The following is a 14829-nucleotide window of genomic DNA, read 5'->3' on the forward strand; positions in this document are numbered from 1 at the left end:
GTTGATGATGGGCGTTGGTCTTCTCAGTGGCTGCGTAACCAACGTGGAAGGTGGCAACCCAGATGGCTGGGAGCCTATTGAGCCTGCTACCGTTCCTGAGATTGCGGCGATGGTCCCCGAGAATGTCTCGAAAGACGGCAAATTCTCAATTGGCGCCAACCCACCATTCGCCCCCTTCGAGTTCAAAGACTCACAAGGTAATTTGATCGGGCTGGAGCTTGACCTCGGGCGCGCGCTTGCCTCAATCATGGGTCTCGAATTCGATCCACAGGAGATGGATTTTTCTATGATCCTACCTGCGGTTCAGGCAGGCAGCCTTGACGCTGGCATGTCTGGATTTACTGATAACGAAGAGCGCCGCAAAAGCTTTGAGTTCGTTAATTTCCTCTTCGCAGGAATCCAGTGGGCTCAACTCACCGGTACGCATGTGAACCCAGAGGATGCTTGTGGTCTCACAGTTGCGGTTCAGCGCACAACCGTTTCCGAGACCGATGACGTGCGTCCGAAGAATGATGCTTGTATTGAAGCAGGAAAACCACCCATCACCATCCTGTCGTTCGACACCTCTGACAACGCGGCGCTCGCGGCACTGGTTGGCCGTGCAGATGCCTTTAGTGCTGACTCCCCTGTCACGTCTTGGGCGGTCGAACGCTCCGACGGGAAGCTCGAGCTCGTGGGTGACATGTTCGACGCAGCACCATACGGAATCGCGGTGCCAAAAGACTCAGGTCTGAGCATTGCGCTTGCCCACGCAATGCAGCACCTCATCGACACTGGCGATTACGAGCGCATTTTGGCGCAGTGGAACGTACGAACTGGCCTGCTCGATACCGCGCTTATTAACGAACAGCCCCTTACAGAATGGAAGTAACAGACCATGACCACACCATCTACTAGCCAAAGTCGGCCTGCCAGAATTGAAGCGAAACCGTTACGGCACCCAGGACGGTGGGCGCTCGCGGTCCTGCTCGGCGTCCTCGTTGTCTGGTTTATTATTGGCGCAGCCAAGAATGAAGCGTATGGGTGGGACACATACGCGCAGTACCTCTTCGATACTCGAATCGCGGTAGCTGCTCTACACACCATTGCGATTACGGTCCTCGCGATGCTTATTGGCGTGGTCGGCGGTGTGCTCCTTGCCGTGATGCGTATGAGTCCCAACCCGGTGTTTCGCACCGTAAGCTGGGTTTTCCTCTGGATTTTCCGCGGTACCCCCGTGTACGTTCAGTTGATGTTCTGGGGCCTGATCGGAGCAATCTACGACTCCATCAATCTCGGGTTTACGCAAATCTCCCTCGATCCGTTCACCTCTTCCGCATTTGCTCTCGCCGTCGTTGGTCTGGGCCTCAATGAGGCCGCCTACATGGCGGAAATTGTCCGCTCGGGTGTCTCCGCTGTTCCAGAAGGACAGATTGAAGCGTCGAAGTCGCTGGGCATGAGCTGGTCCCAGACCATGACTAGGACAGTTCTTCCCCAAGCGATGCGCATTATCATTCCGCCGACAGGAAATGAATTTATCTCCTTGCTGAAGACGTCTTCGTTGGTTGTTGCGGTTCCTTACTCCCTGGAGCTGTACGGCCGCTCGATGGATATCGCTGCAGCGCTGTTCCAGCCGGTTCCGTTGCTGCTTGTGGCAGCAACGTGGTACTTGGTAATCACCTCCTTGCTGATGGTCGCGCAGCACTACCTGGAGCGCTACTTCGACCGGGGCGCAACCCGCCAGCTCACTGCCCGGCAGCTCGCTAGCTTGGCCGACGCCGAAGGCACAATTCCAAACAACGTCGAGATCATTGAAGCTCCAGAAAGGAACCAACGGTAACCATGGCTTCTCCTACATCTTCTTCCCCCGCCCAAACGCCAATGATCCAAGCGGTTGACGTATGGAAGTCCTTCGGCAGCTTGGAAGTACTCAAGGGCATCAACCTCGAAGTAGCTCCGGGTTCTGTTACCTGTTTGATCGGTCCTTCCGGCTCCGGCAAGTCCACATTCCTTCGCTGCGTTAACCATCTTGAGAAGGTCACTGCTGGTCGCCTGTACGTTGATGGTGATCTGATCGGGTACCGCGAAAAGAACGGCACGCTCTATGAGATGAGCGAGAAGGATGCCGCAGTCCAGCGCCGGGACATCGGGATGGTCTTTCAGAGCTTTAACTTGTTCGGGCACCGCACCGTGCTCGACAACATCATTGAAGCTCCGGTCCATGTCAAGGGCGAGTCGCCGGAGAAGGCAAAGGTCCGTGCGATGGAGCTTCTGCGCATGGTCGGTCTCGAATCGAAGGCGGACGCCTACCCGATCCAGCTTTCAGGTGGTCAGCAGCAGCGAGTCGCTATCGCTCGTTCGGTCGCGATGGATCCAAAGCTCATGCTTTTCGACGAGCCCACGTCCGCACTTGACCCGGAGCTTGTCGGTGAAGTGCTGCGGGTGATGAAGCAACTTGCGCAGGATGGCATGACGATGTTGGTGGTCACACACGAGATGGCATTCGCGCGCGAGGTCGCAGATCACGTGGCTTTCATGTCCGACGGTCAGATCGTCGAGTACGGCACCCCTGAACAGGTGCTCGACAACCCTCAAAAGGAACGCACGAAGGCCTTCCTTTCGACGATTTTCTAGCTTGAGCGCGCAATCGGAGCCCGGTAGATCTGCTTGGCTGATCTTCCGGGTTTTTACTTTGCTTCGCGCAGGCGTTCGTTCATCGCCTGCATGACCGCCGGAGGTACCAGTCCCCCGATATCGCCTCCGAAGCGGGCGACTTCCTTGCATAGCGAGGACGAAATGTAGCCGTACTTCTCGTCAGTGAGCAAGAAGAACGTCTCAACACCGGTGAGTCGGCGGTTCATCTGCGCCATTGGCAGCTCATACTCATAGTCAAGTGACGATCGCAAGCCTTTCACCAGGGCAGTAATGCCGTGTGCGCTGGTGTAGTCGACCAACAACCCACCCCAGCTGTCTACTTTCACTTCCGGCATGTCGGCGACGGCGGACTGGATCAAGGCGACTCGTTCCGCCACTGTAAACATTCCAGTTTTCTTGGTTGGGTTCCCAGTTACCAGAACGACTACTTCGTCGAAGTGGCGTCGAGCACGGTCTACGATATCCAGGTGCCCGTTCGTGAAGGGGTCGAACGACCCGGGGCACACCGCAACGTTACGAGCCGAAGCTAACGATTGGGCCATAACTCACTCCTCCTGAGCGTCTGAGGGGGCTGTATACACTGCCATATCGAACCGTGCGATCCCGTACAAGCGCTTCTTGAGTTTCTGTCCCGTAGGGGTAAACGCGGGCGGCCATGCGGTCTCGGGGCTTTCGCGGTGACGTTCGATGACGACCACGGCGCCGTCGACGAGTAGCTCCTGCAACGCAGTGACCATTTCGGCCACGGCTTCATCGGCAAGGTCATAGGGTGGATCGGCGAGCACCATTGAAAAGTGCTGCTTGGGAGCACGCGCCACATACGTGGAGACTTTCACGGACTCGACACGGGTGTTCGGGTGCCCGACAACGCCCGCATTGTGCTCAATCACCGCGACCGCTTTCGGGTCGTCTTCCACAAGCACCACTTCCTCAGCGCCACGCGAGGCTGCCTCCAGCCCTAGTGCGCCGGATCCCGCAAAGAGGTCAAGGACGTGCTGCCCAGGGAACCCAAAGCGGACCTGCAGAGAGGAAAAGAGGCCCTCTCGCGCGCGGTCCGACGTTGGCCGTGTCCCCTCCGGTGGAACTTTAATCTTGCGCCCACGGGCTTCACCAGAAATGATGCGATTCATGGTACTCACTCTAGCTTTAGCTCTTTTCTAGGTACACAAAGTCCTCATCTTGGAGGTGTGCACTGAGCGCCCGTGCCTTCTCAAGGTCTTCTTCGACAAAGCGGGCCGCATCGCGGTACGCACTGGTAACGATCTCGTAGTCCTCAATCAAGTCGATCAATTTAAACGTGCGACGGATACCTGACTGCTCTGTTCCGAGCACGTCACCCTCACGGCGGTGGCGCAAGTCTAGATCGGCAAGAGCAAAGCCATCGCTCGTCTGAGCAACCTCCCAGACCCGCTGAAAGGCATCACTGCCTTCTTCTGCCTGTGTATGGAAAAGACACAGAGATTGATTGCCGCCTCGCCCGACTCGGCCTCGCAGCTGGTGCAGCTGTGAAACGCCAAAGCTTTCTGATTCCCGTACCATCATGACAGTCGCGTTCGGCACGTCTACGCCAACTTCGATGACGGTCGTAGCTACCAAGATGTCAATGCCACCCGCTGCAAAATCGGACATCACAGCGTCTTTTTCCTCAGCACGCATCTTGCCGTGCAGTACGGCTACTTGCAGGCTTGGGAACTCGGTAGCGCGCAACCACTCGGCAGTCTCAAGGACACCACCCTCGCCGTCAATACGCGGGCACACAATGTAGACCTGGTGGCCAGCCGCGACATCTTCTCGCATCTTCTCCCACGCACGTGCAATCCACGTCGGCTTGAACTCCGGAACAACTGAGGACTGAATAGGCTTCCTTCCGCCTGGCAGCTCGTTGAGCACCGAGACCTCGAGATCACCAAAGACGGTCATTGCGATTGTGCGCGGGATCGGCGTCGCTGTCATGACGAGTAAGTGCGGAGTCTGCGCCCCCGACTTAGCGCGAAGTCGGTCGCGCTGCTCCACGCCAAAACGATGCTGCTCGTCGACAATGACGAAGCCAAGGTTAAAGAACTCCACGCTGTCTTGAATCAGCGCGTGGGTGCCCACGACTATGTCCGCCTCACCCGAGACAATCTTGAGGAGGGCATCTTGCTTCAGTGCCGTCGGCATGGAGCCTGTGAGTGGCACCACGGTCGTGTGCAGCCCGGCGCGCATGAGTGTCTCTGTAAGCGATCGTGCGTGTTGCTGCGCGAGCACCTCGGTAGGTGCGAGCAGGGCTGCTTGAGCGCCGTTATCAACCGCTTGGAGCATGCCGATCAGTGCGACGATAGTTTTGCCGGAGCCGACCTCTCCTTGGAGGAGGCGGCTCATTGGGTGGGCGTGAGTCAGGTCGGTGGAGATTTCCTGGATGACGCGTTGTTGCCCGCCAGTGAGTGGGAATGGGAGTTGTGTAATGAGTCGGGATTGTTCGCCGTTTGGTTGTTTGGGAAGGGCTGGAGCGTTGTGGTTGTTTGCGTCGGTGCGTCGCACGCTCATGGCGAGTGCGACGGTCATGGCTTCGTCGTATTTGAGGCGTCGGCGGGCGGGTTCGGGTCCTTCGGTGTCAGGTTGGTGAATGGTGCGGATGGCGCTGTCGCGGGCGATGTATCCGTCAGGGCTTGCGCCGAGGGGTTCGGGGACTGTGGGGAGGCTTTGCAGGATGGTGTGGACGGCTCCCATGATGGTCCAGGTGCTGACCTGTTTTGTTGCCGGGTAGATTGGGAGCCATTCGCGTCCGGAGAGGATTGCTTCGAGGTCGCCGAAGTGTTGGAGTTGTCGTAGTGCTCCGGTGGCTTGGGTGGGGCCGTCGAGTAGTACGAAGTCTGGGTGTTGGAACTGGATTTCGTTGCGGTACGTGCTGATTTTGCCGGTCATCATGACGCGGGTGTGTTCTTTGAGCACTCGCATGGCGTAGTTGGAGCCGAAGAATGTTGCGGTGAAGGTGTTGGTGCCGTCGTAGACGTGGGTTCGGTAGATGGGTCGGTTGGGGTGTTTTCTGTTGGGGATGCGTTGGGTAGCGGTGATTTCGCCGACGATGCTGAGTGTATCGCCTTCATTGATGGTGGCAAGGTCAGTCGCGGTGCCGTAGTGGAGGTATCGGCGTGGGTAGTGCTCGAGGAGCTCGCCGCAGGTGCTGTATCCAAGGTGTTTGGTGATTGCCTTGGCTTGTTTCAGGGGGATGACGAGGTTGAGCGGCCTGGGGTCGATGTTTCCTAGCACTTCCTATTCGACTCCGATCTCGGCGACGGCACCGAGCCCGTCTGCGGGGAAAACGATGACGTCGACGTCGAGTTTGTCGTCGAGTGCCGCGAGGTCTTCGGCGCGCAGTGATGCGGTATCGAAGAGTACGGTGACTTGTTCCCCACCGGGCTCGAGGAGGCGCTTGCAGGTCTTTTCGACGGCGGCTATCGCGTCGTCAGCGATCAGGAGTGTTTCGCCGTGTGCCATGGCGATGATGTCGCCCTTCGAGACTGCCCCTCCTTGCACGAGCCCGGCTTTAGGGGCGCGCTGGAGGACAGCGGTTCGCATTTCTCCGGCGGCCTCCGACATGGTGAAAGCTGCCGTCGCGAGTGGTTGGGCTGGGTCATGAACGGCGAGCGCCGCGATACCGGAAACAAGCCGCACGGTAGGAAGCAGGGTGATGCTTTGTTCGAAGGCGTGGGTTGCTTTCTCCACTGCGGCGAGGCTTCGCTGATCAAGCAGTCCGTTCGGCAGCAAAATAACTTCGCGAGCTTCGGTTTTGTGGACGGCGGCGAGGATGTCCGCGACAATATTCTCGCCCGGCGCGACTGTTACCGCACCTGCCTGCGCGTAGAGATCAGTAAGTGATCCGGGAGGCGTCACTGCGACAACCAGTCTTGTGGGAGTTTGCGTGACAGGTTCGTCCGGGAGCACTTCGAGATGCAGTTGTGTCACGGTACCGCGGGCGAACGCGCGCTCAATCACTGCGCCGGCCTCGGTGGAGTGAATGTGGACTTTGCCGCTGTGCTCGTTATTGCGAGCGATCACAAGACAGTCGCCCATGGTGCTCAGTTCGCCCTCAAGGACATCCATGTCGCCTTCGAAGAAGAACATGACTTCCAGGTTTGCCTTGCCACTTGCGTGTGAGATCACGTGAGAGGTTCCGTGTGCGGCAGGCTGCGCTACCTCGTAGGGTTGGCCGTCGAGTTCGTATACAAGTGATTCCAGGAGGATAACGAGGCCGGTGCCTCCTGCGTCGACGACGCCCGCTTCCCGTAGCACTTCCAGCTGTGACGGGGTACGTGCGAGTGCAGTTTGCGCAGCGTCGGCGGCAGCCTGTGCGATGCTCAACGCGGGTGCTTCTCCCCCTGTTTCCTGCAGCGCTTGCGATGCCGCAGTCGACGCTGCCCGCAGCACCGTGATCACGGTGCCCTCTACCGGCTCGGCAATTGCGCGGTCAACAAACTGCACTGCTTGGGCAAGCGCGTTCGCGATGAACTGCCCGCTTCGAGTATCTTCATCGGCGGTTTGCGCGACGCCTCGGATGACCTGGGACAGCACAACACCCGAGTTGCCACGCGCGCCGCGAATGGCGCCAACGGCAAGCGCTTCGGCTACTTCCTGCATCGACTGAGCATCAGATCTTTTCGACGCCTCTTCGACAGCCGCCGCCATCGTCTGCGCCATGTTGGAACCAGTGTCCGCGTCCGGGACGGGGAACACATTGAGCTGGTTGATCTCGTGTCGGCGACGTTCGAGTTCTGCCGCTGCCCGACGAGCCCAGGACAGGAGCCGTGGTCCATCGAGTGCAGTTGCTGTTTCCATGGTCAGACAGTCTACAGTGCCCAGTCGACAGGTGAGGCACCCTGTGCAATGAGCGCCTGATTTGCCCGACTGAATGGCCGCGACCCAAAAAATCCCCGGCGCGCCGACAGCGGCGAGGGATGTGGGGACTCAATCGTTGGCGTACTCCCGAGGAACTGTTTCGCAGTTTGTGCGTCTCTGCCCCACAGGATCGCAACCAACGGCGTATTACGCTGAGCGAGCTTTGCGATTGCGTGTGCGGTCACTGCTTCCCAGCCCTTCCCGCGGTGTGACGCCGGCGCGCCGGGCCGGACTGTGAGTACTCTGTTGAGCAGCATGACTCCGTTTCGCTGCCAAGAGGTCAAGTCCCCGTCGGCTCGTGGGGGGATACCGAGGTCATCGTTGAGCTCCTGGTAGATGTTTACCAACGATCGGGGCGGTTTCACGCCTGGCTGCGTCGAGAATGAGAGACCCATGGGGTGGCCGGGCGTCGGGTACGGATCTTGGCCCAAGATGAGCACACGGACATCTTCAAATGGGGTCGAAAACGCACGGAGAATGTCTTTTCCGGCAGGCAGGTACGCGGGTTCACCGCGGAGAAAGTCTCCCATCGCGTGGATGGCAGGTTCTACTTCCGCCAGCGGTTCCTGCCAGGAAGGGTGGACGGGTAAGTTCATGAAAATGGCTCCCATTCATGGCGCGCGGTGTGTGCAACGCCGTCGATTTCCACGCCGACTTTGCGTGTGACCGTACCGATCGAACGATACCCCACGGGTGCGTCCCCATCGATCGTGCCCAGCAATGTGTGGTCTTCTCCCCCGTTGAGTACCCAGTCCCATGGGTCGACGCCTAGGAACTCACCGGCTTCTCGCAGCTGATCACTTGGGGCTACAGCGGCGCGCGAGATGTTAATCCCCACGTTCGAGGCCCGGGTTATCACGCCCAGATCGTGCAGTAGCCCGTCGGAGTTGTCTGTCATGGCTGTAGCCCCTGCTGCTCGTGCAACAACCCCGCGCCCAGGAGTCAGTTGCGGGCAGCGGTGCGCATGTACGATATCTGCAAGCCGTTCCGGGATTTCCCGTCCGGACTCCAGTAGTGCAAAGCCTGCAGCAGAATAGCCGATATTCCCGTGCGCTATCACTCGCTGCCCCGGACGCGCTTGGCTCAAGCGCAGTGGCGGCAAACTACCTCCTAACGAACCAATCGCGGTGATCGCGATCGTCAGTTGGTTCCCACTCGTGATGTCCCCGCCGACGAGCTCGCTCGAGTATCGCTCCAATTCGAGATGGATCCCTCGTGCAAGTTCACTCACGACGGCAAGCGGGGTGTCCGGAGGCGCCGAGAGCGCGAGTAGCGCGGCAACGGGGCGAGCACCCATCGCCTCGATGTCGGCGAAGTTTTGCACGATGGCTTTGCGCCCCAACAAAGCAGGGGTGGTCGTCGAAAAGCGAAAGTGCTGTCCCTCCACAAGCATGTCCGTTGTTACGACTGCGCGGCTATTCGGCGTGTGCGATTCGAGCACTGCTGCGTCATCACCATTGAGCCGCGATGGCGATGCACCAACGATGGCGTCAATCGTTGCTTGTTCTCCCACCTCCCGGAGCGTCGGGCCGTGCGTGGGAAAGCCGACGTTACTCACCAAAGTGCGCCTTTCAGTAGACTTGTACGCCATGAAAGATTCCACTGGCGCGTTGCATGATTCACAGATTAACCGTACAGCGGTCTACATCAGTTTGGGCCTCGCAGTGGCGCTTGTTCTGGGCGTCATTGTGGGTGCTCGGTATTTTTTCCAGCAGGTGGCACTGCAGCCTGTGGCGATGACTGAGCTGCCTTCCCCCGAGGCAGATTCACCCGAGTGCGCTGCGCTCGTGGACAGCCTTCCTGACAAGGTGCTTGGGCACAAGCGTGCGGAGCTCGCCGCCCCGGCTCCGGCAGGTGCTGCCGCGTGGCAGTCGTCTTCATCTCGACGCGTCACGCTGCGCTGCGGCGTGGAAATGCCCCTTCAGTACACCGAGTACACCCCGGTGTCCTCCCACAATGGTGCAGAGTGGATCAGAATTGACGACGCCACCCCAGGATCAAGCATGGTCACGTGGTTTAGCGCGGATCGTTGGCCGGTAGTCGCCGTGACTACCGACGCGGAGGGACTCGGCAGGGCAGATACGCCAGTGGACGAGATTAACGTGAGCGCGCTGCCGCAGCGCGATTTTCCTCGCAACCCGGCGCCGCTCTCTGAGCTGCAGCCAGCGACGCATTCAACGGACGGGAGTGGAGCAAACGCTTGCGGCGGCTTGCTTGCTGCACTTCCTGAATCGCTCGCCGAAGGCTATAAACGGCTTCCTGAGAACAAAGTGGCTTCGCCGCAAACTGCAGTCTGGACGCAGCTTGGCCACGAACCGATTGTGCTGCGTTGTGGTGTGAACGACCCGGAGCACTACGGGGCCGGAGCGACCTTGCAACAGATTAACGGGATCCCTTGGTTTGAGGACACCATCACTGCAACTGGTACCACCTCGTCGACGTGGTACGCGCTCGGGCGAGAGGTCAACGTTGCGGCCTTTGTGCCCTCGGGTGAGGGCAATGAGGTCATCACCACGCTGACCGAGCTCATCGAGAAGCACGTCCCCGAACGCAAGTCTTAGTCCGTTGCGCCGTCGGCTGCCCGCAGCGCAGTGCGGACCAGAGTGTCGAGCAGTTTCGGGTAGTCGATGCCGCTTGCGTTCCACACCTGTGGGTACATCGAAATTGCGGTGAACCCCGGCATGGTGTTGATCTCGTTGAGCACAGGACCCTTGTCGGTGACGAAGAAGTCCACGCGTGCCAATCCCTTACAGTTCAGTGCATTGAATGCACGGACTGCTTGGTCCTGCAGGGTAGCTATCAAAGAGGCGTCGTAAGGCGCGGGGATTGTTGCTGTAACTCCCTCTTCCATGTACTTCGTTTCGAAGCCGTAGAAGCCTTCTGCGGAGGCATCAGTTCCATTGAGTTTGGCCGGCACGGAAGCCTCGATGCGGCCATCGGGAAACTCCAGAACTCCAACCTCGACTTCGTCGCCGACCTGCTCCGATTCGACGATCACTTTCGAGTCGCACTCGTACGCTTGATGCAGTGCGGCATCGAAGTCTTCCCACGTGGTCACCTTGGACACACCAATCGACGATCCACCGTTAGCGGGCTTGACGAACACTGGAAGGCCTAGGCGCTGCTTATCCTCATCGAGCAGCAGTTCACCTCCGCGGAGAATCACTTCCGGAGTCACTGTAATTCCGGCAAGTGCCACGAGCTTCTTCGTGTACTCCTTGTCCATGCCACTCGCGGACGCCAAGACGCCTGGCCCCACGTACGGGATTCCCGAAAGCTCGAACATGCCTTGGATTGTGCCGTCTTCACCAAACTGCCCGTGCAGGACCGGGAAAACAACGTCGACCTGCGCGACGGTCTCGCCGGTGGCGACATCAGTAAACTCACCGCGGCGCGAAGGGTTAATGCTCAACGCGATCTCTGCACCACCACGAACTTCGGGAAGCGCCTCTCCGCCAACTGGGTCGATTTCCCCGCGCACCCAAGTACCATCCCGGCGAATACCTACTGGAAACACCTCGTACACCTCGGGGTCGAGGTGGGCCATGATGGAGCCGGCAGAAATACAAGAAATTGAATGCTCGGTGGAACGACCACCGTAGACTACTGCAATACGAATCACAGCTGACACATTACCTGGTGTCTACTCCGACTTTTTCGACCGACCCATCAACGCAGCAATCGTCTCCTCCACCGTCACACCCTGGTGACACACCGCGAAAACGGCTTGTGTCAGCGGCATGTCCACGCCGTGGCGCTCGGCGAGCTGATAAATGCTGCGTGAGGAAATAACCCCCTCAGCAACCTGGCCCTTCGTTGCAGCCTTCGCCTCTTCAATCGTGGCACCCTTCCCCAGCGCAGAACCGAAAGTTCGATTACGAGACAGCGGCGAGGAGCACGTGGCAACCAAGTCCCCCATGCCCGCCAGGCCTGCGAACGTCCGGGCGTCGGCACCCAACTCCTGGCCTAGACGCGTACTTTCAGCCAAACCACGGGTAATAAGCGTTGCCAGCGTGTTCTCCCCTAGCCCCTGGCCAGAAGCCATGCCACAGGCAAGCGCGATGACGTTCTTCGTCGCACCTCCGATCTCACAGCCGACAACATCAGTGTTCGTATACGGGCGCAGGTACGACGTCGCACACGCCGCCTGCACGAGCTTCGCACGGTTAATGTCACTGCAGGCGATGACGGTGGCCGCCGGCTGCTCCTCAGCAATCTCGCGGGAAAGGTTTGGCCCACTGAGCACCGCGATTCGGTTCTCCTCTGCACCGGTAACCTCAGCGATGATCTCCGACATTCGCATGTATGTGCCGGTCTCAATACCTTTCGAAATGGACAACAGCGTAGTGTCAGTACGCAGCAGCGGGGCCCACACTTCCAGGTTCTGGCGCATGGTTTGGCTCGGCACAGCAAAAATAGCGATATCGGCAGCCTGCAGTGCCGCTTCCGCGTCAGACGTTGCGAAGACCCCGTCCGGCAGCGCAATCCCCGGCAGGTAATCGGGATTCTCCCGAGTCTCCTGCATGGTCTTCGCCAGCTCGTCCCGGCGTGCCCACAACTGCACCATGTTGCCGGCATCGGCAAACACTTTGGCCAAGGTTGTCCCCCAGGAACCTGCACCCATTACCGCTACGTTTACCACTTGTGCCACCGCCATTCCTGTCTGCATGAACCGTTTCACGCTAGCACTTTTCTACCGCCAATATCCACAATCAGCCCGCTGACCTGTCGCTGCAGCGAAAACCTGCAAAGTGCGTAAAGATAGAAAGTATGTCACGTTCAACGAAGCTCCACGAACAACACAAAGACCAATTCGGAGAAATGTTCATTACCGGACGCCACCAAGAAGTCCCCCGCCATCCGCGTCGAGAGTTCAAGAAGACAACACTCGCCGCGGGTGCCGTGCTGTGGCGTGGCGATCTGGAGCATCCGGATTCTATAGAAGTCGCTTGTATCCACCGCCCACACTACGACGACTGGTCGCTCGCCAAAGGCAAGGTGGATCCAGGCGAGTTCCTCGTTACCACCGCCGTTCGCGAAATCCAGGAGGAAACTGGCTACGAAGTCCGGCTGGGAAAGCTGATTGGTAAAACCGTGTATCCAGTCAAGAACACGACGAAGGTTGTGTACTACTGGACCGGCAAGGTAGTCGGCGGCGAGTTCACCCCTAACAATGAAGTCGACGAGATTCGCTGGCTCAAGATCGACGATGCGACGCAGGTGATGAGCTACGAGCTCGACAGGCAAGTATTGCTAAAAGCTGCGAAGCGCTTCGCCACCCCTGCTGACACCCGAATTCTGTACGTGCGCCACGCACGTGCGAACTACAAGGAGGCCTGGAAGCACGACGATAGTCGTCGGCCGCTCGATAAGAAGGGCAAGCGCCAGGCGAAGGCGCTTGTGCCGCTGCTGCAGGCGTTCGCTCCTGAGTCTCTCTATTCTGCCGAGCCGTTGCGTTGCGAGCAGACACTGATCCCACTTGCGAAGGCACTCGGTAAAGACATCACGATCGACGCCACCTTCGGCGAAATCGCGTGGCAGGAGAACCAGGTAGCCGCCCGCGCAGATTTTGACGCGCTCATCAAACGCGGTGGCACACACGTTGTGTGCTCGCAGGGCGGGGTCATCCCTGAGATGATTGCTGCGCTTTCGGTCGACGGTCGTCTGCCGATCGATTCGCCGATCCTGGCGAAGAAGGCGTCGGTATGGGTACTGTCCTTTAACGATGGGCAACTCATCGGCGCCGACTACATGCCATCTCCACTACCGGTGCTCTAAGGACACTTCGCCTAGAAAAAGAAAGGACTGCCCAGTTGCAGCCAGCTACCCAAGAACGAATCGAAGCGGCACTCGATGCGCTTGAATTGCAGTATTTCCGCAGTTCCGAGGACGGCCTCACCCGCACCGCGTTTCCGTCGATCATGTGCTTCTTTGAAGTCAAGGACATCGGATTCAAGATCACCAGCCAGTGGCTTGGAACCGCGAAGATGAATGCAGATAAGAGCAATCTTCGTCTCAGCATCAATGAGTTGAACCGCTCACTGCCCCTCGTTCGTGCACATCCGATTCAGCGCGAGGACGGTGCTCTGGTCGCGCTATTTGAGGCACCGTTTTTCTCCTCCGACGGTTTCAGCGACGAGCAGCTGCAGTCAATGCTGCAGTTTTACTTCTCCATCATGCACTACGCGGTGGAAGCGCTCGACGAAAACTTCGCGCATCTCAAAGACAAGCACCCGTACAAGCAGGAGAAGGAACAGTAAAATGCAACAGCTACAGCCGTTAAGTCTTGATCGTCTTCGCAAGCTGTTTGACCAACGCGGTTGGGAGTACCGGGAGCCTACGCAGTACAACTCTCTCATTACAGCATTTTCCGGTATCGGCTTTGAGATGAAGCTGGTCGATACAAGTCTGCATTTCGTCTCTACTGTCTCAATCGATGCTGTCGACGCAAGTCGTTTCGACGAAGTGCTCACGTGGTGCGAGGACTACAACAACGCCCACGCATTCCCATCGCTCGTCGTAATGAAAGACGAGAAGCGCGATGTCTCCGCTCTGGGCGTTGCGTATGTCATGCCGGGCTATTGGGAGTACAGCGACCAGCAGTTCGCGGACCACGTTTCGTCTGCTATTCACGGTATCACAACGTCGGTCCGCGACTTCTTATCGACGTTCGCACCTTCAGCTCTCGAACGTCTCGGCACCCCTGCTACCGAGGAGAAGTAGCGGGGTAAAACGGGCGACGCTGCTGTTCGTATTCCTCGATGGCTTGCTCGTTTCGCAGCGTCAGCCCAATATCGTCGAGGCCTTCGCTCAGGCGCCAACGCGTGTAGTCGTCGACGTCGAACGAGTAGGTACTCTCCCCGACTGTGACGGTGCGGTCCGGCAATGAAACAGTAGCGACAGTGCCTGGTGCCTGCTCGAGCTGCTTCCAGATCAGTTCGATGTCAGACTCCGACATGATGCCAGCTAGAAGGCCCGCCTTGCCCGCGTTGCCTCGGAAGATATCAGCAAACCGTGGGCTAAATACCGCCCGGAACCCGTAGTCCTGCAGAGCCCACACCGCGTGTTCGCGGGAGGAGCCAGTGCCGAAGTCAGGGCCGGCGAACAGTACCGACCCTTCCTTGTATGCCTCGTTGTTCAGCACAAAGTCAGGTTCGTTGGTACGCCAGTTTGAAAACAGGCCGTCCTCGAACCCCGTGCGGGTCACGCGCTTGAGGTAGCGGGCGGGAATAATCTGGTCGGTGTCCACATTTGACCGCGTCAACGGAACTGCGACGCCACTGTGGGTTGTGAATTTTTCCATGATCGTGTTCAGCTCCT

16 protein-coding genes are annotated in these 14829 nt (G+C 58.6%); 7 read left to right on the forward strand and 9 right to left on the reverse strand.

Annotation, left to right across the window (positions count from 1 at the left end):
* The first annotated feature begins 4 nt into the window (after positions 1–4).
* From HMPREF3170_RS08625 to HMPREF3170_RS08635, 3 genes are read left to right on the forward strand one after another with little or no spacing between them, the layout of a single operon-like run.
* A complete protein-coding gene (locus HMPREF3170_RS08625; protein ID WP_070479199.1) occupies positions 5–871 on the forward strand; it encodes an ABC transporter substrate-binding protein in 867 nt (288 codons plus the stop codon).
* Positions 872–877: 6 nt separating this feature from the next.
* Positions 878–1819 carry an amino acid ABC transporter permease gene (locus HMPREF3170_RS08630; RefSeq protein WP_070362549.1) on the forward strand — a complete coding sequence of 314 codons (942 nt, stop codon included), beginning with the start codon at positions 878–880 and terminating at the stop codon, positions 1817–1819.
* A gap of 2 nt (positions 1820–1821) precedes the next feature.
* Positions 1822–2613, forward strand: a complete 792-nt coding sequence (locus HMPREF3170_RS08635; RefSeq protein ID WP_070362550.1) for an amino acid ABC transporter ATP-binding protein — start codon at positions 1822–1824, stop codon at positions 2611–2613.
* A 53-nt stretch (positions 2614–2666) separates the two neighbouring features.
* On the opposite strand, the gene coaD is transcribed toward HMPREF3170_RS08635, so the two are convergent.
* The 6 genes from coaD to HMPREF3170_RS08665 are packed head-to-tail and all read right to left on the reverse strand — an operon-like array spanning position 2667 to position 9067.
* On the reverse strand, positions 2667–3176 hold the full coding sequence (gene coaD / locus HMPREF3170_RS08640) for a pantetheine-phosphate adenylyltransferase (RefSeq protein ID WP_070479138.1): 510 nt from the start codon (positions 3174–3176) through the stop codon (positions 2667–2669).
* Positions 3177–3179: 3 nt separating this feature from the next.
* The gene (locus tag HMPREF3170_RS08645; RefSeq protein ID WP_070479139.1) at positions 3180–3764 is read right to left on the reverse strand and encodes an RsmD family RNA methyltransferase; all 585 of its coding nucleotides are present in this window, start codon (positions 3762–3764) and stop codon (positions 3180–3182) included.
* A gap of 16 nt (positions 3765–3780) precedes the next feature.
* Positions 3781–5883 (reverse strand): ATP-dependent DNA helicase RecG, encoded by a 2103-nt coding sequence (locus HMPREF3170_RS08650; protein WP_070479141.1) that lies wholly within the window; start codon positions 5881–5883, stop codon positions 3781–3783.
* Between the two features lie 3 nt (positions 5884–5886).
* Complete coding sequence (locus tag HMPREF3170_RS08655; protein ID WP_070479143.1) at positions 5887–7449, reverse strand: DAK2 domain-containing protein; 1563 nt, start codon at positions 7447–7449, stop codon at positions 5887–5889.
* A gap of 11 nt (positions 7450–7460) precedes the next feature.
* Positions 7461–8105, reverse strand: coding sequence for a uracil-DNA glycosylase (locus HMPREF3170_RS08660; RefSeq protein ID WP_070362555.1), 645 nt, complete (start codon positions 8103–8105; stop codon positions 7461–7463).
* Positions 8102–9067, reverse strand: coding sequence for a thiamine-phosphate kinase (locus tag HMPREF3170_RS08665; protein WP_083290952.1), 966 nt, complete (start codon positions 9065–9067; stop codon positions 8102–8104). The genes HMPREF3170_RS08660 and HMPREF3170_RS08665 overlap by 4 nt, the downstream gene beginning before the upstream one ends.
* Before the next feature lie 31 nt (positions 9068–9098).
* Here HMPREF3170_RS08665 and HMPREF3170_RS08670 point away from each other — a divergent pair, with 31 nt between their 5' ends.
* A complete protein-coding gene (locus tag HMPREF3170_RS08670; RefSeq protein ID WP_210385512.1) occupies positions 9099–10070 on the forward strand; it encodes a DUF3515 domain-containing protein in 972 nt (323 codons plus the stop codon).
* On the opposite strand, the gene HMPREF3170_RS08675 is transcribed toward HMPREF3170_RS08670, so the two are convergent.
* Positions 10067–11131, reverse strand: coding sequence for a D-alanine--D-alanine ligase family protein (locus HMPREF3170_RS08675; protein WP_370296005.1), 1065 nt, complete (start codon positions 11129–11131; stop codon positions 10067–10069). The two genes, HMPREF3170_RS08670 and HMPREF3170_RS08675, sit on opposite strands and share 4 nt — an antisense overlap.
* 21 nt (positions 11132–11152) lie before the next feature.
* Positions 11153–12151: an NAD(P)H-dependent glycerol-3-phosphate dehydrogenase gene (locus HMPREF3170_RS08680; protein WP_070479202.1), complete on the reverse strand. Its 999-nt coding sequence runs from the start codon at positions 12149–12151 to the stop codon at positions 11153–11155.
* Positions 12152–12279: 128 nt separating this feature from the next.
* Between HMPREF3170_RS08680 and HMPREF3170_RS08685 the strand changes: the two genes are divergently transcribed.
* From HMPREF3170_RS08685 to HMPREF3170_RS08695, 3 genes are read left to right on the forward strand one after another with little or no spacing between them, the layout of a single operon-like run.
* Positions 12280–13287: an NUDIX hydrolase gene (locus tag HMPREF3170_RS08685; RefSeq protein WP_070479148.1), complete on the forward strand. Its 1008-nt coding sequence runs from the start codon at positions 12280–12282 to the stop codon at positions 13285–13287.
* Between the two features lie 35 nt (positions 13288–13322).
* Complete coding sequence (locus tag HMPREF3170_RS08690; RefSeq protein ID WP_070479150.1) at positions 13323–13769, forward strand: YbjN domain-containing protein; 447 nt, start codon at positions 13323–13325, stop codon at positions 13767–13769.
* Position 13770: 1 nt separating this feature from the next.
* Positions 13771–14232 carry a hypothetical protein gene (locus tag HMPREF3170_RS08695; RefSeq protein WP_070362560.1) on the forward strand — a complete coding sequence of 154 codons (462 nt, stop codon included), beginning with the start codon at positions 13771–13773 and terminating at the stop codon, positions 14230–14232.
* Here HMPREF3170_RS08695 and leuD read toward each other — a convergent pair.
* Positions 14216–14812 (reverse strand): 3-isopropylmalate dehydratase small subunit, encoded by a 597-nt coding sequence (leuD, locus tag HMPREF3170_RS08700; protein WP_070362561.1) that lies wholly within the window; start codon positions 14810–14812, stop codon positions 14216–14218. The genes HMPREF3170_RS08695 and leuD overlap by 17 nt on opposite strands.
* Positions 14813–14829 lie beyond the last annotated feature (17 nt).

It is taken from the genome of Corynebacterium sp. HMSC08D02 (assembly GCF_001807505.1).
Lineage (GTDB): Bacteria > Actinomycetota > Actinomycetes > Mycobacteriales > Mycobacteriaceae > Corynebacterium > Corynebacterium pseudogenitalium.

Bases quoted from the DNA above. Each gene is read 5' to 3' on its own strand.
- HMPREF3170_RS08670 (WP_210385512.1), top strand. From the start codon at position 9,099: ATGAAAGATTCCACTGGCGCGTTGCATGATTCACAGATTAACCGTACA.
- leuD (WP_070362561.1), bottom strand. From the start codon at position 14,812: ATGGAAAAATTCACAACCCACAGTGGCGTCGCAGTTCCGTTGACGCGG.
- HMPREF3170_RS08655 (WP_070479143.1), bottom strand. From the start codon at position 7,449: ATGGAAACAGCAACTGCACTCGATGGACCACGGCTCCTGTCCTGGGCT.
- HMPREF3170_RS08695 (WP_070362560.1), top strand. From the start codon at position 13,771: ATGCAACAGCTACAGCCGTTAAGTCTTGATCGTCTTCGCAAGCTGTTT.
- HMPREF3170_RS08660 (WP_070362555.1), bottom strand. From the start codon at position 8,105: ATGAACTTACCCGTCCACCCTTCCTGGCAGGAACCGCTGGCGGAAGTA.
- HMPREF3170_RS08630 (WP_070362549.1), top strand. From the start codon at position 878: ATGACCACACCATCTACTAGCCAAAGTCGGCCTGCCAGAATTGAAGCG.
- HMPREF3170_RS08685 (WP_070479148.1), top strand. From the start codon at position 12,280: ATGTCACGTTCAACGAAGCTCCACGAACAACACAAAGACCAATTCGGA.
- HMPREF3170_RS08635 (WP_070362550.1), top strand. From the start codon at position 1,822: ATGGCTTCTCCTACATCTTCTTCCCCCGCCCAAACGCCAATGATCCAA.
- HMPREF3170_RS08625 (WP_070479199.1), top strand. From the start codon at position 5: ATGATGGGCGTTGGTCTTCTCAGTGGCTGCGTAACCAACGTGGAAGGT.
- HMPREF3170_RS08645 (WP_070479139.1), bottom strand. From the start codon at position 3,764: ATGAATCGCATCATTTCTGGTGAAGCCCGTGGGCGCAAGATTAAAGTT.
- coaD (WP_070479138.1), bottom strand. From the start codon at position 3,176: ATGGCCCAATCGTTAGCTTCGGCTCGTAACGTTGCGGTGTGCCCCGGG.